Below are 23,104 nucleotides of genomic sequence, written 5' to 3'. Positions count from 1 at the left end.
GTTCCGATGTCTCACGGGATAACCCTCCGCACGGTGCCGTTCGACCACCCGGACGCGCTCAAGCTCAACGACCAGGTCCAGCTCGAATACCAGGCCCGTTACCAGGGCGAGGGCGACGCCACCGTCCTCGACCCGGCGATGTTCGCCCCGCCGAACGGCCTCTACTTCGTGGCGTACGACACAGCGGAGGTCCCGGTCGCGAGCGGCGGCTGGCGCGCCCGGGACGAGAGCCCGGAGGGCTACCGCGACGGCGACGCGGAGCTCAAGCGCATGTACGTCGTCCCCGAGGCCCGCGGTCTGGGGCTGGCCCGCCGCATACTCGCCCTCCTCGAAGCCGACGCCCGCACGGCGGGCCGCCTGCGCATGGTCCTCGAAACGGGCGACCAACAGCCGGAGGCGATAGCCCTCTACGGCTCGTCGGGATACTCGCCCTGCCCCAAGTTCGGCTACTACCGCGCCTACGAGTCCAGCATCTGCATGGCCAAGTCCCTGACGGCCTGAGCGCCCGGTACAAACAGAAGATCCCGCCCGGTCTCACGACCGGGCGGGATCTCATGACGCTCTCGGGAGCAACCCGTGAACTGTCGTTTGTGGACCTGTGGGGATTTGAACCCCAGACCCCCTCGATGCGAACGAGGTGCGCTACCAGACTGCGCCACAGGCCCTTGCGACGTGTGAAACATTAGCATCCCCGCGCTGGTGCTCCAAAACCGGTTCTCGGGAGCGTCCGCGCAGGTCACCGATCACTCGTTCGCGGCGCGCGGGCGGGACTCACCCTCGTACTGGTCGAAGAGCGGGGTGCGTCCGCGGTCGCGGCCGCGGGGGCGCGGGGTGGCCGGCTGCTTCGGTTCCGCCGCGGCCTTGGGGGGCCCCGGCTGGGCGCGCAGCCGGGGTTCCGTCGGCTCCGCGGTGCTGGAGCGGGCCGCGCTCCAGGCGTCCGGGGCGGCCGGGCCGGTGGCGCGGGGCGCGACCGGGGCCGTCACGTACGTCGGCAGCGGGACCGGGACCGGCTCCCAGCTGTCGCCGCGCGCCGGGCCCCGCTCGCGCTCGCGCTGCTGGTCCACCCACTCGGCGTGGTCGGTCTGCTCCACCACCGCGCGCCGCCCGGCCTCCTGCGGGGACACCGGCGGTGCGGGGTCCGGTTCGACTCCGGCCTGCGCCTCGGACTCCCGGCGGCGCGAGTGGTGTTCGCGCAGCCGCCGGGCGGCCGCCTCCGCGCGCCGGCGGTCCATGGTGAACTCGTAGCGGCGCCGCTCCTGCACCCGCAGGTGCACGATGTAGGCGCTGAGCAGCAGCGCGGGGACGGCCGGGGCCCACAGGAAGCGCAGGCCGCCGACCGCGGCGACGACCGCACCCAGGGTGAAGATCAGGAAGAGCAGCGCGGTGGTGCGCCTGCGGCGGGCGAGGACCTGGAGGCGCTGCTCGCGCCGTGCCCGCTCCGCCCGCTGCGCGCCGGCCGACCTCGGTTCCGCCCTGGTCGGGGGCACGACGAAAGCCCGGGCGTCGGCGTCCACGGAATTCACCGTTTCGGTCGCCGCGTCCGGGTCCGCGTGGGGCTGGGATTCCACCTCTTCGGCACCGCGCTCACGCAGTCCCTTGGCGTAACGGCGCTCCATTCCCGCCCGGCCGGAAAGCAGCCGGATGGCAGTGGAGAAGCGTTCCGTCGGACGGGCTTCGTTCAGCTCGTCCTGCCTCCGGAGCCACATGGGCACCAAGTAGGCGGCCCAGGCCCCGACGATGACTGCGTAGATGAGGCCGCTGCTGCTCACACCCCACACCGTAGAGGGATGCGGCCGCGGGGATCGGCCAATTGAGCCGGTGTGTCGCGCGATCTCGCTGATATCACGGACTTTTTTTGTGATTCTCCGGATCAGCTTATGGGCGAATCGGCCAGAAATTCGAACGCTTTTGCGATTTCGCTATTTCGGCAGCCCCTGCGGACCCTGGGAACGCCGGTGCCAGCGGCGCAGCAGCCCTTCCGGCACCTCCTCCGCCGTGAGCGCGAAGACGAGGTGGTCGCGCCAGGCCCCGTCGATGTGGAGGTAGCGCGGCCGCAGCCCCTCCTCGCGGAACCCGAGCTTCTCCACCACCCGGCGGCTCGGCCCGTTCTCCGGCCGGATGCACACCTCGATCCGGTGCAGCCCGACCTTGGCGAAGCAGTGGTCCACGGCCAGCGCGACCGCCGTCGGCATCACCCCGCGCCCCGCGACGTCACGGTCCACCCAGTAGCCCACGTGACCCGCGCACATCGAGCCCCAGGTGATCCCGGCGACCGTCAACTGACCGACCAGCCGCCCCTGGTATTCGATGACGAACGGCAGCATCCGCCCCGCGTTCGCCTCCGCCCGCAAGTGCCTGACCATCTGACGGTACGTCGGCCGGTGGATCACCGGCCCCCACGGCGCGGGCGGCGGGATCGTGGCCTCCCACGGCCGCAGCCAGTCGCGGTTGCGCCGGTTGACCTCGCGCCACGCGCGCTGGTCGCGCAGCTTTATCGGCCTGAGCGTGACGTCACCGTCCGTCAGCACCACGGGCCAGGCAGGGCCGTTCAGCTCGCGCTCCCGGAAGGTCTGCCCGGGGGCGTGCGATGATCTCCGCCCCGGATCTGGTCGACGGCGTGCAGCAGGATCCGGTCCAGCACCGCGAGGCCGTCGCGCACCCCGCCCGTCGAGCCCGGCAGGTTCACGATCAGGGTGCGGCCCGCCACGCCCGCCAGGCCCCGGGACAGCGCGGCCGTCGGTACCTTCGCCAGGCCCTCGGCGCGGATCGCCTGCGGGATGCCGGGCACCTCGCGGTCCAGGACCCGCGCGGTGGCCTCGGGGGTGCGGTCGGTCGGCGAGATACCGGTGCCGCCGGTGGTCAGGATGACGTCGTACCCGGCGGCCACGCCCTCGCGCAGCGCCTCCTCGACGGGATCGCCGTCCGGCACCACGCGCGGCCCGTCCACGGCGAACCCGAGCCGGCCGAGCCCCTCCGCCAGCAGCGGGCCGCCCTTGTCGGCGTACACGCCCGCCGAGGCGCGGTTGGAAGCGGTGACCACCAGCGCGCGCAGGGCGCGTACCGGCTCCCCGGCGGCCGGCTCGGCCGCCCAGGCCTCCCCCCGCACCGGCGGGACGTGGCTGTGGCTGAACGCCTCTCCGCCGCGCGGGGGGTTCACGATCGGCTCCAGTCGCCGGACTTGCCGCCGGTCTTCTCCTCCACCCGGACGTCCGTGATGACCGCGCCCTTGTCGACGGCCTTGACCATGTCGATGACGGTGAGCCCGGCGACGGCGACCGCGGTCAGCGCCTCCATCTCCACGCCGGTGCGGTCGGTCGTCTTGACGGTGGCCAGGATCTCCACGGCGTCATCGGCGACCGACAGGTCGACCTTCACCCCGGAGACGGCCAGCGGGTGGCAGAGCGGGATCAGGTCGGGGGTCTTCTTCGCCCCCATGATCCCGGCGATCCGCGCGGTGGCGAGGGCGTCGCCCTTCGGTACGCCCTCGCCCCGCAGCAGCTCGATCACCCGGGGGGAGACGAGGACCCGCCCGCTGGCCCGGGCCGTCCGGGTGGTGACGTCCTTGCCCGAGACGTCGACCATCCGGGCCGCCCCGGCCTCGTCGATGTGGGTCAGCCTGCTGTGCTGAGGGGGCCGGGGGGGCTCCCCCGGGGAAAACGCTGCCATAGGTTCGTGCCGCTCCCGCTCCGGGCCCCGCAAGGGCCTGTGTGGTGCAACACGCTACCCGCACCGGCCGGTCCTCAGCCGAGCAGGACCACTTCCAGCCCGTCCCCCGGCTCCACCCTGGTGACGTCCTCCGGTACCACCATCAGCGAGTCGGCGTGCGCCAGGGCCGCGATCAGGTGGGACCCCGATCCGCCGACCGGGCTGACCGTCCCGCTCTGCGCGTCGTACGCGCCGCGCAGGAACTGGCGGCGGCCGGCGGGGGAGCCGATCGCCCGGTCCGCCTTGAGCACCGCCCGTACGGCAGGGCGGCTGACGTCGGGCAGGCCCATCAGCGCCCGGATCGCGGGGCGCACGAACAGCTCGAAGGAGACGTAGGACGACACCGGGTTGCCGGGCAGCGCCAGCAGCGGGGTGTGGTCGGGGCCGATGGTGCCGAAGCCCTGCGGCTTGCCCGGCTGCATGGCCAGCTTGCGGAAGTCGATCCCGGTGCCGGCCACCTCGTCGGAGCCCGTGGCGACCGCCGTCAGCGCCTCCTTGACCACGTCGTACGCGCCGACGCTGACCCCGCCCGTGGTGACCAGCAGGTCGGCCCGGACCAACTGGTCCTCGATGGTTGCGCGCAGCGTCTCCGCGTCGTCGGCGACGGCGCCGACCCGGTAGGCGATGGCCCCGGCGTCCCGCGCGGCGGCGGCCAGGGCGAAGCTGTTGGAGTCGTAGATCGCCCCGGCGGTCAGCGCTTCCCCCGGCTGGACGAGTTCGCTGCCGGTGGACAGGACGACCACCCGGGGCCGGGGCCGGACCCGGACGCTGCCCCGCCCGATGGCGGCCAGCAGCGCGATCTGCGGCGGGCCGAGCACCGTACCGGCGGCCAGCGCCAGGTCACCGGCCTGTACGTCGCTGCCGCGCGCGCGGACGTGCGCCCGGGCCTCGGCGGCCCGGTGCACCCGTACCTCGCCGCCCGCGCCCTCGGGCGCGGCGCTGGCCGGGGTCATCCCCGAGGCCGCGCCGCCCCCCGTGCCGCCGTCGGTCCACTCGACCGGTACGACGGCCTCCGCGCCGGGGGGCAGCGGGGCGCCGGTCATGATCCGGGCAGCCTGGCCGGGTCCCACGGTGGGCAGCTCACCGCTGCCCGCCGCGACGTCCCCGATCACCGTCAGCACCGCCGGGTACTCCTCGCTCGCGCCCTGGACGTCGGCCACCCGGACGGCGTAGCCGTCCATGGAGCTGTTGTCGAAGGGCGGCAGGGCGACGGGCACGGTGACGTCCTCGACCAGGACGCAGCCCTGGGCGTCGAGCAGCTGGAGCTCGATGGGCTCCAGCGGCCGGACGGCGGCGAGGACGTCCGCGAGGTGCTCGTCCACCGACCACAGCCGGTGCGGGCCGGTGTCCTGCGGTGCGTCGGGACTGCTCAAGGTGCTACATCTCCTCCGTGACGTAACGGTGAAGCCAGGTACGGAACTCGGGGCCCAGGTCCTCCCGCTCGCACGCGAGCCGGACGATCGCCCGCAGGTAGTCACCGCGGTCCCCGGTGTCGTAGCGGCGGCCCCGGAAGACCACGCCGTGCACCGGGCCGCCCACGCTCTCGTCGGCGGCAAGCTTCTGCAGGGCGTCGGTCAGCTGGATCTCGTTGCCGCGGCCCGGCTCGGTCTCCCGCAGTATGCCGAAGATCGCGGGGTTGAGGACATAGCGGCCGATGACCGCGTAGTTGCTGGGGGCGTCCGCCGGCTCCGGCTTCTCGACGAGTCCGGTGACCCGCACGACGTCCGTCTCGTCGGTCGGCTCGACGGCGGCGCAGCCGTAGAGGTGCACGCTCGCCGGGTCGACCTCCATCAGCGCGATGACGGTGCCGCCGGTGCGGCCGTGGACGTCGACCATCTGGCGCAGCAGCGGGTCGCGGGGGTCGATGAGGTCGTCGCCGAGGAGGACGGCGAAGGGCTCGTCGCCGACGTGCGGCTCGGCGCAGAGCACGGCGTGCCCGAGGCCGCGCGGGTCGCCCTGGCGGACGTAGTGCATGGTGGCCAGGTCGCTGGACTCCTGGACCTTCTTGAGCCGGTCGTCGTCGCCCTTGGCGATGAGGGCGGACTCCAGCTCGTAGTTGCGGTCGAAGTGGTCTTCGAGGGCGCGCTTGTTACGTCCTGTGATCATGAGTACGTCGTCGAGCCCCGCCGAGACGGCCTCTTCGACCACGTATTGGATGGCGGGCTTGTCCACGACCGGAAGCATTTCCTTCGGGGTCGCCTTGGTCGCCGGAAGGAAGCGAGTACCGAGGCCCGCGGCCGGGATGACGGCCTTCTTGATCACGGGGTGCAACTGATTCATGCGCAGAACGATAGTGGGTTACGCAGAAACGCCAGGTCAGATTCCGGGGAGAAGCTCCCGGTCTGTGCCGTTTAGGAAGGAAATCTGATTCAGCTGTGGTAGGCAACCAGTCAGACCCGTCCGGCGGGCGGGCGGCCCGCGTGGCCGAGAAGGCGGCCCTGCGCCGCGAGCTGCTCGCGGCCCGCCGCGCCCGGTCCCCCGAGTCCCGCCGCACGTCGGCCCGCGCGCTCGCCCGGTCCGCCTCGGGACTGCCCGAACTGGCCGGAGCGGCAACGGTCGCGGCGTACGTCTCCGTCGGCACGGAACCCGGCACCCGCGAACTGCTCGACGCGCTGCGGGCCGCCGGGAAGCGGGTCCTGCTGCCGCTGCTGCTGCCGGACGACGACCTCGACTGGGCCGTGTACGAGGGCCCGGACGGCCTCACCGAGCGGGCGCACGCGGGAAAGATGGCCCTGCTGGAGCCCTCCGGGCCGGCCCTCGGCCCGGACGCGGTGACCGGGGCGGACGCCGTCCTGCTGCCGGGCCTGGCGGTCGACGCGCGCGGGATGCGGCTCGGCCGCGGCGGCGGCTCGTACGACAGGGTGCTGGCCCGGCTGGAGCGCGCCGGGGCGCATCCCGCGCTGGTGGTGCTCCTGTACGACGAAGAGGTGGTCGCGCGGGTCCCGGAGGAACCGCACGACCACCCCGTCAAGGCGGTGGCCACCCCGTCGGGGGTGGTCCGCTTCTGAGCGCTACGGCTTGAGCGTCAGGGTGTCGACCGTGGCCTTGTCCACGGCCTCCTTGCCGAACGGCCAGTCCAGCAGCTCGCCCTTGGCCCACATCGTGGTCTGGTCGGTGTAGTTGGAGTTGTACGCGTGCCCCGAGGCGCCGGTCAGGTTTATCCAGCGGGACTTGTCGAGGTCGTTGAGGTTGACGACCATCCGCATCGACGGCACCCAGGTGACCCCGTAGCCGCTGGAGGCGTTCCAGCCGGTGGCGTTGACCGTGGCCTCGCCGCCGCCCAGGTTCCACGGACCGCGGTTCAGCAGCCACCGCAGGAAGCCGGGGCCCTCGGTGCCGATCGTCTGGTTCTTGAGCGTCAGCTGGTGCAGCCGGCCCCAGCTCCAGGTCGACTGGTCCTTGCCGAGCTTGGCGGTCAGCTCCCAGCGGGCGTCCTTCATGGCCCGGGCGAACAGCTCGTCGCGGGTGGTGGTCGACTTCTCCCGCACGGTGCCGGGCGACTTCCACCACGCCGACTTCTCGTCCTTGACCAGGCGGCGGACCACCTCGAACCAGCGGTCGCCGCCGTCGGGCTGCGCCGCGTCCGCGCCCCGGGTGCCGCATTCGCGGACGATGGTGGCGAGGTCGTCGGCGGGCCCGTTGCCGCTGTCCTGGACGTTCATGCAGCTGCTCGTGACGCGCAGCTCCTTCGGCATCTTGTCGCCGAACGCCCGCTTGAGGATGTTGCGCCAGACGGCGTTGAAGTAGGCGGCCGCCGCCGAGTCGGGCTCCTGGGTGTAGTTCCAGTCCTCCAGCAGCTTCTGCGCCGAGCGCACGTCCGGGTCGGAGACCGGGATCTTGGCCAGCATCGGGGTCAGCAGCGCGGCGATCTCGCTGCTGTTGTCCATCTGCATGGTGCGCATGTCATCGGTGGAGATCTTGCCGTTGTCCTTGGTCTTCGCCTCGATGAGGTCGTTGATCCGCTGGCTGCGGGCGCCGTAACCCCAGTCGGTGGTCAGCACGTACGGGTACTTGCCCGCGCCGGTGCCGCTCTCGGTGACGGCCTGGTTGGCCGTCACGATGTAGCCGCGCGCCGGGTTGTAGTCGTACGGCATCTCGTCCTGCGGGACGTAGCCCGCGTTGCCGTCCTTGCCGCCCTTCCAGGCGTACTTGGAGTCCCAGCCGGGGGCCGGCATGCGGCCGTCGCCGGCGCCGCGGATCGGGATCCGGCCCGGGGCCTGGTAGCCGATGTTGCCGCTGACGCCCTTGTTGTCGGCGTAGATCAGGTTCTGGGACGGCACCTCGAAGTCGCGCGCGGCGGCGCGGAAGCCCGCGAAGTCCTTGGCCCGGTCGAGCTTGAAGACGGCGTCCATCGACTTGCCCGGGTCCAGCGCCGTCCAGCGCAGGGCCACGCCGTAGCCGTCGCCGCGGTCGGGGGCGGAGCCGGAGACCGGGGCGCGGGAGCCGACGGTGGCGAGCTCGTCGCTGCGGTCGGAGATCAGCGGGCCGTTGTTGGTGGTGCGGACGGTGATCCGCTTGCTCTTGCCGCCCGCGACCTTGATCTCCTCTTCACGGGTCGTGAAGGGGACCACCTTGTTGTCGTAGACGTAGCCCTCGGGCTTGATCTGCTCCAGGTAGAGGTCGGTGACGTCGGCGCCCAGGTTGGTCATGCCCCAGGCGATGTCGGCGTTGTGGCCGATGACCACGCCCGGCATGCCGGAGAAGGTGAAGCCGGCCACGTCGTACTGGCACTGGGGCGAGGCCGCACGGCAGTGCAGGCCCATCTGGTACCAGACGGAGGGCAGCTGCGGCGAGAGGTGCGGGTCGTTGGCGAGCAGCGGCTTGCCGGTGGTCGTGTACTTGCCCGCCACGACCCAGGAGTTCGAGCCGATGCCGCTGCCGTTGGGGCCGAGGATGGCCGGGATCTCGTCCAGGGTCTTGGCGAGCGAGGACAGCTGGGTGCGCAGGCCGACGCCGGCGCCCTGGGCGGTGGCGTTGTCGGCGAGGCCTGTGGTGATGCCGCCGTTCGGGGTGGCCTGCGAGCCGGTGCCGGTGGATCCGGTGGTGCCGGTTCCCGTACCCGTACCCGTACCGGAGCCCGTGCCCGTGCCCGTGCCCGTGGAGGCCGTGCCCTGGGGCCCGTACTTCCCGCCGGCGACGGTGCCGCCCTCGACGATCGGCTTGTTCCGGTCGAAGGGGTAGGGCGGGTAGAGGTCGTCGATCTGCTGCGGCGAGAGCTTGCCGGCCATCAGGGACCGGTCGATCTCGTCCTGCATGTTGCCGCGCAGGTCCCAGGCCATCGCCTTGAGCCAGGCCACCGAGTCCACCGGCGTCCACTGCTCCGGCGTGTAGTCGCCGGTCAGCTTGAGGGCCGCGTGCTCCACGGAGAGGTCCTTGCCGGACTTCCCCTTGAGGTAGGCGTTGACCCCGTCGGCGTACGCCTGGAGGTACTTCTTGGTCTCCGGTGAGAGCTTGGTGTCGTACTCGGCCTGCGCGACCTGGCGCCAGCCCAGCGTGCGCAGGAAGGCGTCGGTCTCGACCTGGCCGGAGCCGAACATCTCGGAGAGCCGCCCGGAGGTCATGTGGCGGCGGACGTCCATCTCCCAGAAGCGGTCCTGCGCGTGGACGAAGCCCTGCGCGCGGAAGAGGTCCTCGTCGTTGTCGGCGTAGAGCTGCGGGATCCCGTGTTCGTCGCGTTTGACGTCCACGGTCCCGGTCAGGCCGGGCAGCTTGAGGGAGCCGGTGGTCTGGGGATAGGACGCACGGACGCCGTCGACGCTCCAGTACGCCCCGTAGCCGAGTCCCGCCAAGAGCGCCAGGACCATGACGAGCACGATCAGACGTGCGCGTCGTCCCTTCTTCTTGACGGAAGGGCCGGATGAGTTGGCGGGCATCGCTGTCCTTAGAGGGGCAGGGTGGTCCTGGGATTGCTGGAAGCAACCATAGGCGCAGGACCACCCCCGGTGATCCGCCAGGGGTCGAGGTCCTGAGGACAGGGTCGGACGGGCGTTTCACAATGTGATTGTCGAGTAAAGACTCCGTCAAAGATTAGGTAAGGTAACGAAGTGTTCGTCGCACGTGCCCGCGGAGGAACGATCCGTCAGGGCACATGGAGGGAAAGGGCCGCCCGCTGACTGTCCACCTGCTCAATGAGCTCCTGCTGGTCTGCTCGCTCGTGCTGCTCGTCGCGGTAGCGGCGGTACGCGTCTCCTCGCGCAGCGGTCTCCCCAGCCTGCTCATCTACCTCGGCATAGGCATAGCGATAGGCCAGGACGGCATAGGCAACGTCAGGTTCGACAACGCCGAGCTGACCCAGGTCATCGGCTACGCCGCGCTCGTCGTGATCCTCGCCGAGGGCGGACTGGGCACCAAGTGGAAAGAGATCAGACCGGCCCTGCCGGCGGCGATCACGCTCTCCCTCGTCGGGGTCGCGATCAGCGTGGGGGTCACGGCGGCGGGGGCGCACTACCTGGTCGGGCTGGAGTGGCGGCAGGCCCTGCTGATCGGCGCGGTCGTCTCCTCAACCGACGCGGCGGCCGTCTTCTCGGTGCTGCGCAAGGTGCCGCTCCCCTCCCGCGTGACGGGTGTGCTGGAAGCGGAGTCCGGCTTCAACGACGCCCCGGTGGTCATCCTGGTGGTGTCCTTCGCGACCGTCGGACCGGTGGACGAGTGGTACGTCCTGATCGGCAAGATCGCGCTGGAGCTGGCCATCGGCATCGCCATCGGCCTGACGGTGGGCTTCCTGGGCGCGTACGGCCTGCGGCACGTGGCGCTGCCCGCCTCCGGCCTCTACCCGATCGCGGTCATGGCGATCGCCATCACGGCGTACGCGGCCGGTGCGCTGGCGCACGGCTCCGGCTTCCTCGCGGTGTACCTGGCGGCGATGGTCCTCGGGAACGCGAAGCTGCCCCACTGGCCGGCCACCCGGGGGTTCGCGGACGGGCTCGGCTGGATCGCCCAGATCGGCATGTTCGTCCTGCTCGGCCTGCTGGTGACCCCGCACGAGCTGGCCGGCGACTTCTGGCCCGCGGTGATCATCGGGCTGGTGCTGACGATGGTGGCGCGGCCCCTGGAGGTCTTCGTCAGCCTGCTGCCCTTCCGCATCCCCTGGCAGGAGCAGGCCCTGATGTCGTGGGCGGGCCTGCGCGGCGCCGTGCCCATCATCTTGGCCACGATCCCGATGGTGACCGGGATCGAGGGCAGCGACCGGGTCTTCAACATCGTCTTCGTGCTCGTCGTCGTCTACACGCTGGTCCAGGGCCCGACCCTGCCGTGGCTGGCGCGCAAGCTCGAACTCGGCGACACCGACGAGGCCGCGGCGGACCTGGGCATCGAGTCCGCGCCGCTGGAGAAGCTGCGCGGGCACCTGCTGTCCTTCGCCATACCGCCGGCCTCGCGGATGCACGGCGTGGAGGTCAGCGAGCTGCGGCTGCCGGCCGGCGCCTCGGTGACCCTGGTGGTCCGGGACGCGAAGAGCTTCGTACCGGCGCCGGCCACGGTGCTGCGCCGGGGGGACGAGCTGCTGGTGGTGGCCACGGACCAGGTGCGGGACGCGGCGGAGGCGCGGCTGCGGGCGGTCGCTCGGGGCGGCAAACTGGCCGGCTGGCTGGGACAGGGGCCCAACAGGGCCTGAGCGGGACCGGGCGGGCTTGAACAGAGTGTTAGATCGACGTTCTAAATCTGTGATTTCACGGCCGGGTGTGCGTTCCTGCCCTGCTTTGCGGGCATGTGGAATGCGAACTTCCAGTTAATCGCAGGTGAAGACATACCTTGTCGCCGGAATCACAGGGCACAGGTGGAGGTCTGCCTGTACGATAAAGGCACACCACATCGAACCAACTCTGCCTGACGCAGAGCTGGCGCGACCGCAAAGCGGCCGTGGCTCCCTCCCGCAGTGGGCGCCCAGGTATCACTCGGTTCTGCGCAAGAGGACAGCTCTCGGGGCTCCCACATGTACGGGTGCGACCCGCCCACAAGGCGATGCACCGTCCGCAGACGGGGAGTTCTACCAGGCAGCGGAAAGGCAAGGCCGTGACATCCGCGGTCACGACCGACACGTCCGCCCGCCCCGGATACGGGCAGCTCCTGCGCACTCCCGGCGCCCTCGGCTTCCTGGTCCCGGGCTTCGCCGCCCGGCTCCCCTTCGGCATGCTGACCATCAGCATCCTGCTGCTCGTCCAGCACACCACCGGCTCCTACGCCAACGCCGGCATCGTCGCCGCCGTCACCGGCATCTCCATGGCGCTGTGCGCCCCCGTAATGGGCAACCTCACCGACAAGCACGGCCAGAGCGCCGTCCTGCTGCCGGTCGTCCTCGTCCACGCCGCCGCCGTGAGCGCCCTGGTCGCGCTCGCGCTGCTCGGCGCCCCCGTCCTCGCCCTCGCGGCCGCCGCGATCCCGGCCGGCGCCTCGGTGCCGCAGGTCGGCCCGATGGTCCGGGCCCGCTGGGCCGCCAAGCTGGAGGGCTCGCCGCTGCTGCCGACCGCCGCCGCGTTCGAGTCCGTCACCGACGAGTTCACGTTCGTCGTCGGGCCGGTCCTCGCCACCGCGCTGTGCACCGGTCTGCACCCCTCGGCCGGTCTCATCACCGAAGCCGCCCTGTCGTTGGTCGGCGGTCTGTTCTTCGCCGCCCAGCGCGCCACCCAGCCCAAGGCGCACACCCCGTCCGCCACCGGCACCGAGCGGGCCCCGGCCCTGTCCTTCCCGGGCCTGCGCGTCCTGATCGTCGCCTTCCTCGGGATCGGCGCCGTCTTCGGCGGCATGCAGGTCTCGATGGCCGCCTTCTCCAACGAGATGGGCAACCCGGGTGCGAACGGCCTGCTGTACGGCGTCTTCGCGGCGGGCAACATGGTCGCCGGCATCGCTTGCGGCGCCATCGCCTGGAAGATCGGCCCGCGCCGCCGGCTGCTGCTCGGCTACATCGGGCTTACCGCCGCCGCGTCGCTGCTGTGGACCGCCGACTCGATGGTCCTGCTGGCCGCGCTCGGCCTGCTCGTCGGTCTGTGCATCGCCCCGGCCCTGATCACCGGTTACACGATGATCGAGGCGCTGATCCCGGCGAACGCCCGCACCGAGGCGTTCACCTGGCTGACCGGTGCGGTCGCCTTCGGGCAGGCCATCGCCGTGATCGTGGCCGGCCGGCTGACGGACGCGCACGGGTCCTCGTACGGCTTCCTCGTGCCGGCCGCCGCCACCGCGCTGGCGCTGGTCACGCTGCTGTCCCTGCGGGCGCGGCTCGCGCCGAGGACGGCCGGCCGGATCGTCAGCTCGTCGGGCGCCCCGGAGAGCCAGGAGAACCGGGCCCAGCAGCGGGACCTCACCACCGTCTGAGGGTGGTGTCGGTCACCGCGCGGCCGAGATCGGTGGACTGTTCCGCCGGAATACGTCACCATGGAGCGTCGTTAGCACTCATTGAGTGAGAGTGCCAGGAGGAAATTCGTGCCGACCTACCAGTACCAGTGCACCGAGTGCGGTGAGGGCCTTGAGGCCGTGCAGAAGTTCACCGATGACGCACTGACCGTGTGCCCGAACTGCGACGGACGCCTGAAGAAGGTGTTCTCAGCGGTCGGCATCGTCTTCAAGGGCTCCGGTTTCTACCGGAACGACAGCCGCGGTGCGTCGTCGAGCAGCACGCCTGCCTCGAAGCCGGCCGCGTCGTCCACCCCCGCGCCCGCCGCCGCCCCGGCCTCCTCGTCGTCGGCTTCGAGCACGAGCAGCAGCTCCAGCTCGGCTGCCTGACCCGTCCGCATTCCGTAAGGCCCCGCCGCCCTCCTGGGCAGCGGGGCCTTACGCGTCCCGGGCTAGGGTGGCCGCATGGCGAACGCAGAGATCGGTGTCATCGGCGGCTCGGGCTTCTACTCCTTCCTGGAGGACGTCTCCGAAATCCAGGTGGAGACCCCTTACGGGCCCCCGAGCGACTCCCTGTACCTGGGCGAGCTGGCCGGCCGGTCGGTGGCGTTCCTGCCGCGGCACGGGCGCAGCCACACCGTGCCGCCGCACAAGATCAACTACCGGGCCAACCTGTGGGCGCTGCGCTCGGTCGGCGTCCGCCAGGTACTGGGGCCCTGCGCCGTGGGCGGCCTGCGGGCCGAGTACGGGCCGGGCACGCTGCTGGTGCCGGACCAGCTGATGGACCGTACGAAGTCCCGGGTGCAGACCTTCTTCGACGGCGAGCCGCTGCCCGGGGGCGCCGTGCCGAACGTCGTGCACACCACCTTCGCCGACCCGTACTGCCCGGTGGGCCGGGCGGTGGCGATGGGCGCGGCGCGCGGGCGGGGCTGGGAGCCGGTGGACGGCGGCACGATGGTCGTGGTGGAGGGCCCCCGGTTCTCGACGCGGGCGGAGTCGGTCTTCCACGCGGCCATGGGGTGGTCGGTGGTCGGCATGACGGGGCACCCGGAGGCGGTCCTCGCGCGGGAGCTGGGCCTCTGCTACACCTCGATGGCGCTGGTGACGGACCTGGACGCGGGCGCCGAGACGGGTGAGGGCGTCTCCCACACGGAGGTGCTGCGGGTGTTCGGCGAGAACGTCGGGCGGCTGCGCGAGGTCCTGTTCGACGCGGTCGCGGCCCTGCCGCCGACGGACTCGCGGGACTGCCTGTGCACGCACGCGCACGACGGCTGGGACCTGGGCATCGAGCTGCCCTAGCGCGGACTCACCCCTGGAGGTGACGGGGTTTTCCACAACCTGGGGACCGTCCACAGGCGTGAGCGGGATCCGCCGCCGGGGCGGATGGTGAGGGGTGTCCGGGCGCCGGGTCCGGACACCGAACTCACAGCCAGGTGGTGTTCAGCATGTCCGCTTTCCCTTCCCCGCGTACTCCCACGGCGCTGCCCGCACGCCCTCACACGTGTCTCCCCGCGCGCCCCGTGCCGCTCTTCCCACCGCTGCGGGTCGGGCCTGGCGGGGACCGGCTCAGGCGGGCCCTGCGCCGCCGGCGGCGGGCCGGGGCGGCCGGGCTGGCCGTCGTGGCGGCCGCCCTGGCGGTGGGCGGGACGCAGGCGCGGGCCTCCCGGGGCGCCGGGCCGCCGCAGGCGCAGCCACCGCCGGCGGTGGTGCGGATGGTGTCGGCCCCCGTACGCATCGCCGACGGGGCGACGGTACGGCTGCTGCGGCCCGGCGACCGGGTCGACGTGGTGGCGGCGGAACGCGCGGGGCCGCCCCGGGTGGTCGCGGTCGCGGCCCGGGTCGCCGAAGTGCCGGAACCGGAGAAGACGGCGGGCGACGGCGGGGCCCTGGTGGTCCTGTCGGTGCCCCGGGAGACCGCGCGGGCCCTGGTGGGCGCCGGCAGCGTGTCCCGGCTGGCGGTGACGTTGTGCTGAATCGAACGCGCGACCCGTCACGTCGCCCCGGGACGGCCATCGATTGGACACGTGGGGGTCCGACTGCCGTAGTTTTCGAAGTCGGCTCCGTGTTCCGTAGATGCGAGATGAGGCTCAGTAGTGAGCAAGAAGAACGAGAGCGTCCTGGCGGGCTTCAAGGCCTTCCTGATGCGCGGCAACGTCGTCGATCTGGCGGTGGCCGTGGTCATCGGCGCGGCGTTCACCAACATCGTGAACTCCGTGGTGAAGGGGATCATCAGTCCGGTGGTGGGCGCCGTCGGCACGCAGAGCCTGGAGGGCTACTCGTCCTGCCTGAAGGCCCCGTGCGGCGTCGACGCCAAGGGGGAGCCGACCGGCGTCAACATCATGTGGGGTTCGGTGCTGAACGCCACGCTGACCTTCCTGATCACCGCGGCGGTCGTCTACTTCCTGATGGTGCTGCCGATGGCCAAGTACCTGGCCCGGATGGAAGAGCGGCGCAAGGCCCGCGAGGGCGTGCAGGAGACCATGGAGATCACCGAGCTGGAGGTCCTCAAGGAGATCCGCGACAACCTGGTCGCCCAGCGCAACGGCTCCGGCTCCGCCGGTGGCCACGCCCAGGGCGTCCAGGGCCCGGGTTACGGCCGGCCGCAGAGCTACGGGCAGGGGCGCGACGGTTCGATCTGAGGCTCCGCGCTCAGACGTGGTGCGGGGGCTTCTCGTCGAGGAAGCGGGCCAGGTCGCCCGCGCTCCCGCCGGCGGGGGGCCGCTCGCCCCAGCCGCGGTCCGTGTCGTCCGAGGACTGCTGGTCCAGCGGGTCGCCGAAGTCGAGCTTCGGCTTCGGCTTCGGCCCGGGCGTGGCCGCCGGGGCGGGCCCGGCGGCGCCGGAACCGGTCGTGGGACCCGACGGGCCCGCGGGGTCCTGGCGGTCGGAGGCGGAAGCGGTGCTCATGCCTCCAGGGTACGGCCGCCCCCGTCGGCGCCCCGCCCGGCCCGGGCATGCAGCGGGCGTCCCGTACGGTCTCGACCCGTACCGTCCGGGACGGCCGTGGGTGGTTTGCCGATACGCCGTCCGGGTGAGGCCGGGCGGGTACCGGTTTCGCCCGGAGTCCGCGCGCCTCGGTTCACGGACGGCGTACGGCTGCTGTCCTGGGCGGCATGATCTACGTACAGATGACCGCCCGGCGGCCGGACGAAGCGCACCGGACCGCGACGCCGCTGGAGCTGTTCTTCGACCTCTGCTTCGTCGTCGCCGTCGCCCAGGCCGGGGCGCGGCTGGTGCACGCACTCGCCGAGGGCCACGTCGGCGCGGGCATCACCGGCTACCTCTTCGTCTTCTTCGGTGTGTTCTGGGCCTGGATCAACTTCTCCTGGTTCGCCTCCGCCTACGACTGCGACGACATCCCGTACCGGCTGGCGACCCTCGTCCAGATCTCCGGTGTGCTGATCTACGCGGCCGGGGTGCCGCGCGCCTTCGACAGCCAGGACTGGACCGTCGCGATCATCGGCTACGTGGTGATGCGCATCGCGCTCACCGGGCAGTGGCTGCGCGCCGCCGCGGGCGAGAGCGGCGCGGCCCGCCGTTCGGCGCTGCTCTACGCCGCCGGTCTGGTGGTGTGCCAGGCCGGGTGGATCGCCCTGCTGGCGGCCCCCGCCGGAGCGCGGCGCTGGCTGTTCCTGGTGCTGGTCCTGGCCGAGGTATCCGTCCCGGTGATCGCCGAGAGAAACCATCAGACGGCCTGGCACCCGCACCACATCGTGGAGCGGTACGGCTTGTTCACGCTGATCGTCCTCGGCGAGACGGTCTCGGCGAGCACCATCGCCGTGCAGTCCGCACTGGACGAGCACGAGGCGCTGGGCGTGCTGCTGCCGATCGCCGCGGGCGGCCTGCTGGTCGTCTTCGCCGCCTGGTGGATCTACTTCGCGGTCCCCGCGCACGAGCGGCTGTCCACCAACCGCGAGGCGATCCCGTGGGGTTACGGGCACTACGTGATCCTGGGATCGGCCGCGGCCATCGGCGCCGGGATGGAAGTGGCGGTCGAGCAGGCGGTCGGCAAGGCCGACATCTCGCAGCTGGCGGCCAATCTGGCGGTGACCGTACCCACCGCCCTCTACCTGGGGGCCGTCTGGTTCCTGCACGCCCGCCACTTCAAGCGCACCGCGGCCCAGCAACTGCTGCTGCCGCTCTCCGCGCTGGCGGTCCTCGGCTGCGCCTGGACCGGGGAGTACGCGGTGCTGTGGGCCGGGCTGGTGATGGCGGCCGCGGTGGCGGTGGGCGTGACCTTGACCGAGCGGGCGCGTTCTGGTGCGTGAGTACCAAGAGGGCCGGGGGGCAGCACGGCGACGGCGCCGACGACGAGGAAGTGGGTGCGGACCATGACGGTCCCGGCACAGCGGTACGCGGACCGGCCCGGGCAGGAGCTCGCCGATCCGGCCTTCTGGCAACTGCCCCCGCAGGAGCGGCTGGCCGCCTTCGCCCGGCTGCGGGCGCTCGACGCCCCGGTGTTCGTGCCCGAGGGCCGGGGGCGCGGCCACTGGGCCCTGGTACGGCACGCGGACGTACAGGAGGCGAGCCGGCTGCCGAAGGTGTTCGCCAGCGCGCCCGGGGTCACCACCCCCGAGCCCGCCCGCTGGGTGCGGGCCCTGTTCGGCGACTCCATGGTCAATCTGGACGGGCCGGACCACGCGCAGCTGCGGAAGATCGTGCAGCGCGCCTTCACGCCCCGGCTGCTGGCGGCGGCCGAGGCGGACATCCACGCGGTGGCGGCCCGGATCGTGGACGACGTACTGGCGCAGCAGCCGGACGAGTTCGTCTCGGCGGTGGCTTCCCGGCTGCCCCTGGAGGTCATCTGCAACATGATGGGCATCCCGGAGCACTACCGGCCGGAGATCGCCGACCGGGTCAACCACGCCTCGGAGAACATCGGGGTCGAGCGCGGCCTGGCGGCCCGGCTGCGGATGCCCGGGCGGGGGCTGCGGGCGCTGGCCCGGATGCAGCGGATGGTCGCGGGCATCGGGCGCGAGCGGCGCAGGAACCCGCAGGACGACCTGATCTCCGCGCTGGTCCGGGCGAACGTGGACGGCCAGGCGCTGGGCGCCCGCCAGCTGGGTGCGTTCTTCTCGCTGCTGATGGTGGCGGGGGTGGAGACCACCCGCAACGCCATCACCCACGGGCTGACGCTGTTGACCGACTTCCCGGACCAGCGGGACCTGCTGCTGGGCGATTTCGAGGCGCACGCCGACGGCGCGGTGGACGAGATGATCCGCCATTCGACGCCGATCATCCAGTTCCGCCGGACGGTCGCCGCCGAACACGAGCTGGGCGGCCGGCTGTTCCGGCCGGGCGAGAAGGTGGTGCTGTACTACGCCTCCGCCAACCGCGACGAGGCGGTCTTCCCCGACCCGGACGCCTTCGACATCACCCGCTCGCCCAACCCGCACCTGGGGTTCGGCGGCGGCGGCCCGCACTTCTGCCTGGGCGCGCACCTGGCCCGGGTGGAGATGAAGGCGCTGTTCCGGGAACTGCTGACCCGGCCGGTGGGGCTGCGGGCGGTGGGCCTGCCCGATCTGGCGGGCTCCAGCTTCGACAACCGGGTCCGCTCGCTCCGGTTCGCCTTCGACCGGCCCTGACGAGGGCCGGCCGCGGGGGGCCGGCCACCGGGCAGGCTGGGGGCCCGGCGGCCGGGGAGGGGGCGCGTCGCTACTGGCGCAGGCTCTGCACCGTGATGACGCAGTGGGCGCTGCTGGTGAGCACCGCCTCGTCGCCCGCGAACGCCTGGAGCACCTCCGGGCTCACCGGGTTGCCGGGGACGGCCTCGGGCCAGGCGGTGGTGGCGAAGAGGAAGTACGCCTGGCCGCTCTCGTTCGCCGCCGCCACCCACTCGTCGGGTGCGGTGCAGGTGGCGTTCAGGCCGGGCATGGTGAGCGCGATCTGATTGTCCGCCAGCAGGATCTGCACCGCGAAGGTGGAGGGGCTGCGGGTGCCGTCCATGACAACGTCGCCGAGGGGCAGCCCGATCTCCTCCAGCAGCCCCCGGGCGGCCGCCTCACCGGCCTCCTTGCCCTTCGGGCCGTCGCCGAGGGTGTAGGCGAGGAGGTACGGGATGTCGTGGCCTTCGGAGGGGTCGCCGATCCAGGCGAGCACCGAGAGGGTGCCGAGGTCGGACCGGTCGATTTCGGCTTGGGTTGAAGTCATGCGCCGCACCTTAGTGCTCTCTCCCGCGACCCTTTCACGGCCTTTCACCCGGGCGGGCTACGGCGCCGCTACACCGCCCAGAATCCCCCACCGGAATTCGCCTGGATGTTCGCGTCCTGGTACTGGAGCCGCACGGCGCGCACCTTTTCCGGAATTTCGAACACCACCCATCCTTCGGCCCGTTCCCCGACCTCCAGGGAATCGAAGACGAGCGGTTTGCCCGTCGTCAGTTCCCCGGTGGGCACCACCGCGTGCCGCCCGCCCGCGCTGTCGTACGCCCACATGCGCCCGAGCGCCCCGTACGAAGCGCCGCCCACGTTGACGAACGACATCGAGGCGGCCACCCAACGGGTCCCGGCGGCCGGCGCGAAGTTCTTGTCGACGCTGACGGCCGGGTCCACGTACGCGTTCAGCACCACCTGGAGGTGACGGCCCACCTGCTGCCCCCGCACCCGTACGGACTCGCCCACATGGGCGTCCTTCGCGGCGCCGGGCGAGGCCTGCGACCCGGGGCCGGCCGGGTCCTCGCCGGCGCCGGGAGCCCCGTCGTCCACCGGGCCGGCCGCCGCCGCGGCGTGGGCCGGCGCGCCCGCCACGGGCGCGCTCTGGCAGGCGGTGGCACCGAACAGCAGGCAGGGCAGGAGGACGGCGACGGCGAGAACGGAAGCGGAGTGGCTGCGCATACGGGATCCCTTCGGGGATCTTCGGGGATGTATTGCGGCCAGTTTCACGCCCCCGGGCGGGAAATTGCACACACCGACACGAGCCCACGGGGCGCGTCGCCGCCCAACTGCCAGCACAATGCGTTCCGGCGGAATTCCGTCACCCACGCCCACCTGGAGGAATGATGGCCCTGACCGGCCCCCGAATGGCCTTGTCCGCGTTCTCCGCACTGGCCGCCGCCGCGGTATTCGCCGCCCCTGCGAGCGCCACTTCCTACTACAATTCGATTTCCGTACAGCCGTACGCTCACATCACGCCGGAGGGCACGATCACCCTTTCCGGTAAGTACCTCTGCACCGACCCGTCACCCGCGGGGGCGGTCCAGCTGATGGCCGTGGTCGTCCAGGACTCCGTCCGTCTCGGCAGCAACGCGGACGAGGAGCCCGTCTGCGACGGCGTTGAGCACGAGTGGCAGAGCCACGCCAAGCTCGCCTGGACCCCCGGCCTGCACGCCGGTGAGGCGGGTGTCGAGGTACGGCTCCAGCGGGTGAACCGGGGCGGCGGCATCATGCCGAAGTCCGTCGACACCCTCGCCGAGGACGTCCACGGCGTCGAGGTCGTCGACCACCGGTGACCGCGACCGCGACGGGAGGCATAGCGCCGGCCGGTCCGGTAGCCGCCGCTACCGGGCGGGGCCGCCGCCGCGCCGTCCGTGAGGGGGCGTCAGCGGCAGTGGGGCGCGACGCCGGTCATCGACATGAACGCCACCGTCTGGCAGCCGGGGTCCGCGTGCGGAAGGCCGGTCGTCCAGTCCACCACCGCCGGGATGCCGGCGGCCAGCAGGAGCAGGGCCAGGACGGCGGTGGCGACCCGCCCGTTCAGGCGGCGCACGTCACGCCCCCCGTGTCACACGTCGGTTCCATGGCCGCATCATCACCCCGCACTCCCCAGCGCACAACCCGGTGCGACCGTCCGGTCACACCGCGCCACGCGGGACGCCCGTCGCCTCGAACTCGCACCACACGGCCTTCCCCTCGCCCCGGGACTCCACCCCCCAGTGCGAGGCCAGCGCGTCCACCAGGAGCAACCCGCGCCCGGTGGTCGCCGACTCCCCCGGGGTGCGCCGGCGCGGCCACACGCTGGAGCGGTCCTTGACCCACAGCCGGATCCGCCGGACCGGCTCGGGCAGCACCTCCATCGTCAGCACCGCCCCGCCGTCGGTGTGCAGCAGGGCGTTGACCAGCAGCTCCCCGGCCGCCAGCTCCACGTCGTCGGCGAGCTCCGGCATGCCCCAGTCGCGCAGCGCCTGCCGCAGGGCGTAGCGGGCCTCCGACAGGCCCTCGGGGTCGGCCTGGTGGATGTACTGGTGGATCCGGGGCGCGCGGTGCGTGCCCGGGTCGGGGGCCCGCCGCAGCACCAGCAGGGCCACGTCGTCGCCGGAGCCCCAGCGTTCCCAGAGCCGGTCCGAGAGGTGGTCGGCGAGGGCCCCGGCGTCCTCGGGGCCGCTGCGCACCGCGTGGGCCAGCGCCTCCATGCCCTGCGTGATGGCGGTCCCGGGCTCCTCCACGAGCCCGTCGGTGCACAGCACGAGCGTTTCGCCGGGCACCAGGTCGAGGCGGGTCTCGGGGAACTCCTCCTGCTCGAACACCGAGGCCAGCCCGAGCGGCAGGCCGCCGCGGACGTTCGGCCAGCCGGTACGGCCGTCCGTGTGCCGGATCAGCGGTCCCAGGTGGCCCGCGCGGACCGCCCGTACGCCACCCGTCTCCAGGTCCACCTGCGCGTACATGCAGGTCGCGAAGCGTTCCGTGTCGAGTTCGGCGAGGAAGCGGGAGGCCCGCGCCAGGACCGTGGACGGCGGGTGACCCTCGCCCGCGTAGGCCCGCAGCGCGATCCGCAGCTGCCCCATGATCGCCGCCGCGTGCGTGTCGTGGCCCTGCACGTCGCCCACGACGATGCCGACCCGGTCCCGGGGCAGCGCGATCACGTCGTACCAGTCCCCGCCGACCTCGCGCCCGCTCCAGGCCGAGTGGTAGCGCACCGCGATCTCCCCGCCGCTGATCTCGGGGATCCGGCGCGGCAGCATGGCGGCCTGGAGGCCGGTCGCGAACTCCCGCTCCTGGTCGAAGAGCAGGGCCCGCTGGAGCGACTGGGCCACGATGCCCGCCAGGCCCAGGCACAGGTTGCGCTCCTCGGGGCTGAACTCGCTGCGCCTCCGGTAGAACAGCACCAGCCCGCCGATCGCCTTGGCCTGCGCGATCAGCGGCAGGTAGGCGGCCGCGCTGTACGGGATCCGGGCGAGGTAGTCCGCGAGCAGCGGGAACTCGGCCGCGACCGCGGAGAGGGAGGCGGCGAACCGGGCCTGCCCCGTGACCACCGCGTGGGAGAGCGGCAACGAGCCGTCCAGCCGGGTGAACTGCCGCTCGCTGAGGATCTCCAGGCTCTCCCCGCTCAGCGCGATGATCTTGATGGCGTCGTTCTCGACCAGCCCCAGCGCCAGCCCGTCCGCCCCGAGCCGCTCCAGCGCCCCGGCCCCGGTCAGGCTCGCCGTCACGTCGTCGACCGTCACCGCCCGCGACAGGGCCTCCGTGGTGCGCTGCACGATCGTCGCCTGGTGGGCGCGGGCCGTCTCCAGCTTCCGCAGCGCGCTCAGGTGGGCGAGTTCGGCCGTCGCGTCCCGGACGATCCCGACGATCCGCAGCGGCCTCCCGCCGGGATCGCGCAGCACCCGGCCCTGCGTGTGCGTCCACTGGTCGCGGCCGTCGCGCCGGCGCACGGTGAAGTACGCGCCGTACGTCTCCTCCCCGCCGTCCAGGACGCCCTGCACGGTGTCGGCGAGGCGCGCGCTGTCATCGGCCGGGATCCGCAGCCCCAGGCCCTCCGGGGTGCCGTCGAACTCCTCCCGCTCCAGGTCGAAGACGGTCAGGCCGGCGTCGTCGAGCACCAGCACCCCGGTGCCGAGGTTCCAGTCGAAGCTGCCCATGCCGTTCAGGGCCAGCCGCTCCCCGGGCCCGGTCAGGGGCTCCCGTGCTTCCGGGCCGTCCCGCCCGGGTCCGTCGGATCGCTCCGCCGCTGCCAAGAGACACACACCACCTAACGGCCTGGCCAGCACGGCTGGGAAATGAGCCGCTCCCACTCCTCGTCAGGATGCCCCGGAAGGGTCCGACCGGCCTCCCGCCAGCGCGAAAGGAGGGAGAGGTAGATCGTGTGCTGCTCGCCGGGAGCAGGACCGGCGGCGGCCCTGGCGGCCGGTGGCTGTTCCGCG

23 protein-coding genes and 1 tRNA gene are annotated in these 23,104 nt (G+C 72.3%); 11 read left to right on the top strand and 13 right to left on the bottom strand.

Features of this window, described 5'->3' with window-relative positions; genetic code table 11:
• Positions 1 to 6: 6 nt before the first annotated feature.
• Complete coding sequence (locus ACZ4M3_RS25420) at positions 7 to 501, top strand: GNAT family N-acetyltransferase (protein WP_467736294.1); 495 nt, start codon at positions 7 to 9, stop codon at positions 499 to 501.
• A gap of 90 nt (positions 502 to 591) precedes the next feature.
• On the opposite strand, the gene ACZ4M3_RS25415 is transcribed toward ACZ4M3_RS25420, so the two are convergent.
• From ACZ4M3_RS25415 to galU, 7 genes are all read right to left on the bottom strand, one after another.
• Positions 592 to 665: transfer RNA gene (locus tag ACZ4M3_RS25415), tRNA-Ala, on the bottom strand.
• A gap of 78 nt (positions 666 to 743) precedes the next feature.
• A complete protein-coding gene (sepX, locus tag ACZ4M3_RS25410) occupies positions 744 to 1,769 on the bottom strand; it encodes a divisome protein SepX/GlpR (protein WP_467736292.1) in 1,026 nt (341 codons plus the stop codon).
• 150 nt (positions 1,770 to 1,919) lie between these two features.
• Positions 1,920 to 2,531: a GNAT family N-acetyltransferase gene (locus ACZ4M3_RS25405; protein ID WP_453355431.1), complete on the bottom strand. Its 612-nt coding sequence runs from the start codon at positions 2,529 to 2,531 to the stop codon at positions 1,920 to 1,922.
• Between the two features lie 17 nt (positions 2,532 to 2,548).
• Positions 2,549 to 3,106, bottom strand: coding sequence for a MogA/MoaB family molybdenum cofactor biosynthesis protein (locus tag ACZ4M3_RS25400; protein WP_467736548.1), 558 nt, complete (start codon positions 3,104 to 3,106; stop codon positions 2,549 to 2,551).
• A 47-nt stretch (positions 3,107 to 3,153) separates the two neighbouring features.
• Complete coding sequence (moaC, locus tag ACZ4M3_RS25395; RefSeq protein WP_467736289.1) at positions 3,154 to 3,666, bottom strand: cyclic pyranopterin monophosphate synthase MoaC; 513 nt, start codon at positions 3,664 to 3,666, stop codon at positions 3,154 to 3,156.
• Between the two features lie 74 nt (positions 3,667 to 3,740).
• Positions 3,741 to 5,078 (bottom strand): molybdotransferase-like divisome protein Glp, encoded by a 1,338-nt coding sequence (gene glp, locus ACZ4M3_RS25390; protein WP_467736287.1) that lies wholly within the window; start codon positions 5,076 to 5,078, stop codon positions 3,741 to 3,743.
• A 4-nt stretch (positions 5,079 to 5,082) separates the two neighbouring features.
• Positions 5,083 to 5,985 carry a UTP--glucose-1-phosphate uridylyltransferase GalU gene (gene galU, locus ACZ4M3_RS25385; RefSeq protein ID WP_467736285.1) on the bottom strand — a complete coding sequence of 301 codons (903 nt, stop codon included), beginning with the start codon at positions 5,983 to 5,985 and terminating at the stop codon, positions 5,083 to 5,085.
• A 140-nt stretch (positions 5,986 to 6,125) separates the two neighbouring features.
• Here galU and ACZ4M3_RS25380 point away from each other — a divergent pair, with 140 nt between their 5' ends.
• Positions 6,126 to 6,713 (top strand): 5-formyltetrahydrofolate cyclo-ligase, encoded by a 588-nt coding sequence (locus ACZ4M3_RS25380; protein ID WP_467736283.1) that lies wholly within the window; start codon positions 6,126 to 6,128, stop codon positions 6,711 to 6,713.
• A 3-nt stretch (positions 6,714 to 6,716) separates the two neighbouring features.
• On the opposite strand, the gene ACZ4M3_RS25375 is transcribed toward ACZ4M3_RS25380, so the two are convergent.
• Entirely contained in the window at positions 6,717 to 9,578 is a 2,862-nt protein-coding gene (locus ACZ4M3_RS25375; protein ID WP_467736281.1) for a penicillin acylase family protein, read from the bottom strand.
• Positions 9,579 to 9,793: 215 nt separating this feature from the next.
• Between ACZ4M3_RS25375 and ACZ4M3_RS25370 the strand changes: the two genes are divergently transcribed.
• The 6 genes from ACZ4M3_RS25370 (at position 9,794) to mscL (ending at position 15,671) form a co-directional block, all read left to right on the top strand.
• A complete protein-coding gene (locus ACZ4M3_RS25370; protein ID WP_467736279.1) occupies positions 9,794 to 11,317 on the top strand; it encodes a potassium/proton antiporter in 1,524 nt (507 codons plus the stop codon).
• Positions 11,318 to 11,715: 398 nt separating this feature from the next.
• Complete coding sequence (locus ACZ4M3_RS25365; RefSeq protein ID WP_467736278.1) at positions 11,716 to 13,014, top strand: MFS transporter; 1,299 nt, start codon at positions 11,716 to 11,718, stop codon at positions 13,012 to 13,014.
• Between the two features lie 108 nt (positions 13,015 to 13,122).
• Complete coding sequence (locus tag ACZ4M3_RS25360) at positions 13,123 to 13,422, top strand: FmdB family zinc ribbon protein (RefSeq protein ID WP_467736276.1); 300 nt, start codon at positions 13,123 to 13,125, stop codon at positions 13,420 to 13,422.
• Positions 13,423 to 13,497: 75 nt separating this feature from the next.
• Positions 13,498 to 14,331 carry an S-methyl-5'-thioadenosine phosphorylase gene (locus ACZ4M3_RS25355; protein WP_467736274.1) on the top strand — a complete coding sequence of 278 codons (834 nt, stop codon included), beginning with the start codon at positions 13,498 to 13,500 and terminating at the stop codon, positions 14,329 to 14,331.
• A 146-nt stretch (positions 14,332 to 14,477) separates the two neighbouring features.
• Positions 14,478 to 15,005, top strand: a complete 528-nt coding sequence (locus tag ACZ4M3_RS25350; RefSeq protein ID WP_467736272.1) for a hypothetical protein — start codon at positions 14,478 to 14,480, stop codon at positions 15,003 to 15,005.
• A gap of 120 nt (positions 15,006 to 15,125) precedes the next feature.
• Positions 15,126 to 15,671, top strand: coding sequence for a large conductance mechanosensitive channel protein MscL (gene mscL / locus ACZ4M3_RS25345; RefSeq protein WP_467736270.1), 546 nt, complete (start codon positions 15,126 to 15,128; stop codon positions 15,669 to 15,671).
• Positions 15,672 to 15,681: 10 nt separating this feature from the next.
• On the opposite strand, the gene ACZ4M3_RS25340 is transcribed toward mscL, so the two are convergent.
• Entirely contained in the window at positions 15,682 to 15,936 is a 255-nt protein-coding gene (locus ACZ4M3_RS25340) for a hypothetical protein (protein ID WP_467736268.1), read from the bottom strand.
• Positions 15,937 to 16,142: 206 nt separating this feature from the next.
• Between ACZ4M3_RS25340 and ACZ4M3_RS25335 the strand changes: the two genes are divergently transcribed.
• Both ACZ4M3_RS25335 and ACZ4M3_RS25330 read left to right on the top strand, forming a co-directional pair.
• Positions 16,143 to 17,297, top strand: coding sequence for a low temperature requirement protein A (locus tag ACZ4M3_RS25335; protein WP_467736266.1), 1,155 nt, complete (start codon positions 16,143 to 16,145; stop codon positions 17,295 to 17,297).
• 63 nt (positions 17,298 to 17,360) lie between these two features.
• Complete coding sequence (locus ACZ4M3_RS25330; protein ID WP_467736264.1) at positions 17,361 to 18,614, top strand: cytochrome P450; 1,254 nt, start codon at positions 17,361 to 17,363, stop codon at positions 18,612 to 18,614.
• Positions 18,615 to 18,684: 70 nt separating this feature from the next.
• Here ACZ4M3_RS25330 and ACZ4M3_RS25325 read toward each other — a convergent pair whose 3' ends face one another.
• Positions 18,685 to 19,179 carry a DUF5949 family protein gene (locus tag ACZ4M3_RS25325; protein WP_467736263.1) on the bottom strand — a complete coding sequence of 165 codons (495 nt, stop codon included), beginning with the start codon at positions 19,177 to 19,179 and terminating at the stop codon, positions 18,685 to 18,687.
• 68 nt (positions 19,180 to 19,247) lie between these two features.
• Positions 19,248 to 19,862, bottom strand: a complete 615-nt coding sequence (locus tag ACZ4M3_RS25320) for a DUF4352 domain-containing protein (RefSeq protein WP_467736261.1) — start codon at positions 19,860 to 19,862, stop codon at positions 19,248 to 19,250.
• A gap of 185 nt (positions 19,863 to 20,047) precedes the next feature.
• Between ACZ4M3_RS25320 and ACZ4M3_RS25315 the strand changes: the two genes are divergently transcribed.
• Entirely contained in the window at positions 20,048 to 20,476 is a 429-nt protein-coding gene (locus ACZ4M3_RS25315; protein WP_467736259.1) for a DUF6299 family protein, read from the top strand.
• 89 nt (positions 20,477 to 20,565) lie between these two features.
• On the opposite strand, the gene ACZ4M3_RS25310 is transcribed toward ACZ4M3_RS25315, so the two are convergent.
• Together ACZ4M3_RS25310 and ACZ4M3_RS25305 are read right to left on the bottom strand one after the other, a co-directional pair.
• On the bottom strand, positions 20,566 to 20,733 hold the full coding sequence (locus ACZ4M3_RS25310) for a hypothetical protein (RefSeq protein ID WP_453353429.1): 168 nt from the start codon (positions 20,731 to 20,733) through the stop codon (positions 20,566 to 20,568).
• A gap of 85 nt (positions 20,734 to 20,818) precedes the next feature.
• Positions 20,819 to 22,927, bottom strand: a complete 2,109-nt coding sequence (locus ACZ4M3_RS25305; protein ID WP_467736257.1) for a SpoIIE family protein phosphatase — start codon at positions 22,925 to 22,927, stop codon at positions 20,819 to 20,821.
• Between the last annotated feature and the right edge of the window lie 177 nt (positions 22,928 to 23,104).

The organism is Streptomyces sp. NPDC026522, assembly GCF_055567555.1.
Note: the sequence above shows the minus strand (reverse complement) of the source record. Positions and strands in the feature narration are given on the sequence as shown.

Coding starts and splice junctions, on each gene's coding strand:
- ACZ4M3_RS25420 (WP_467736294.1), top strand. CDS start 7: ATGTCTCACGGGATAACCCTCCGCACGGTGCCGTTCGACCACCCGGAC.
- moaC (WP_467736289.1), bottom strand. CDS start 3,666: ATGGCAGCGTTTTCCCCGGGGGAGCCCCCCCGGCCCCCTCAGCACAGC.
- galU (WP_467736285.1), bottom strand. CDS start 5,985: ATGAATCAGTTGCACCCCGTGATCAAGAAGGCCGTCATCCCGGCCGCG.
- ACZ4M3_RS25375 (WP_467736281.1), bottom strand. CDS start 9,578: ATGCCCGCCAACTCATCCGGCCCTTCCGTCAAGAAGAAGGGACGACGC.
- ACZ4M3_RS25370 (WP_467736279.1), top strand. CDS start 9,794: ATGGAGGGAAAGGGCCGCCCGCTGACTGTCCACCTGCTCAATGAGCTC.
- ACZ4M3_RS25355 (WP_467736274.1), top strand. CDS start 13,498: ATGGCGAACGCAGAGATCGGTGTCATCGGCGGCTCGGGCTTCTACTCC.
- ACZ4M3_RS25350 (WP_467736272.1), top strand. CDS start 14,478: ATGTCCGCTTTCCCTTCCCCGCGTACTCCCACGGCGCTGCCCGCACGC.
- ACZ4M3_RS25340 (WP_467736268.1), bottom strand. CDS start 15,936: ATGAGCACCGCTTCCGCCTCCGACCGCCAGGACCCCGCGGGCCCGTCG.
- ACZ4M3_RS25335 (WP_467736266.1), top strand. CDS start 16,143: ATGATCTACGTACAGATGACCGCCCGGCGGCCGGACGAAGCGCACCGG.
- ACZ4M3_RS25330 (WP_467736264.1), top strand. CDS start 17,361: ATGACGGTCCCGGCACAGCGGTACGCGGACCGGCCCGGGCAGGAGCTC.
- ACZ4M3_RS25325 (WP_467736263.1), bottom strand. CDS start 19,179: ATGACTTCAACCCAAGCCGAAATCGACCGGTCCGACCTCGGCACCCTC.
- ACZ4M3_RS25320 (WP_467736261.1), bottom strand. CDS start 19,862: ATGCGCAGCCACTCCGCTTCCGTTCTCGCCGTCGCCGTCCTCCTGCCC.
- ACZ4M3_RS25315 (WP_467736259.1), top strand. CDS start 20,048: ATGGCCTTGTCCGCGTTCTCCGCACTGGCCGCCGCCGCGGTATTCGCC.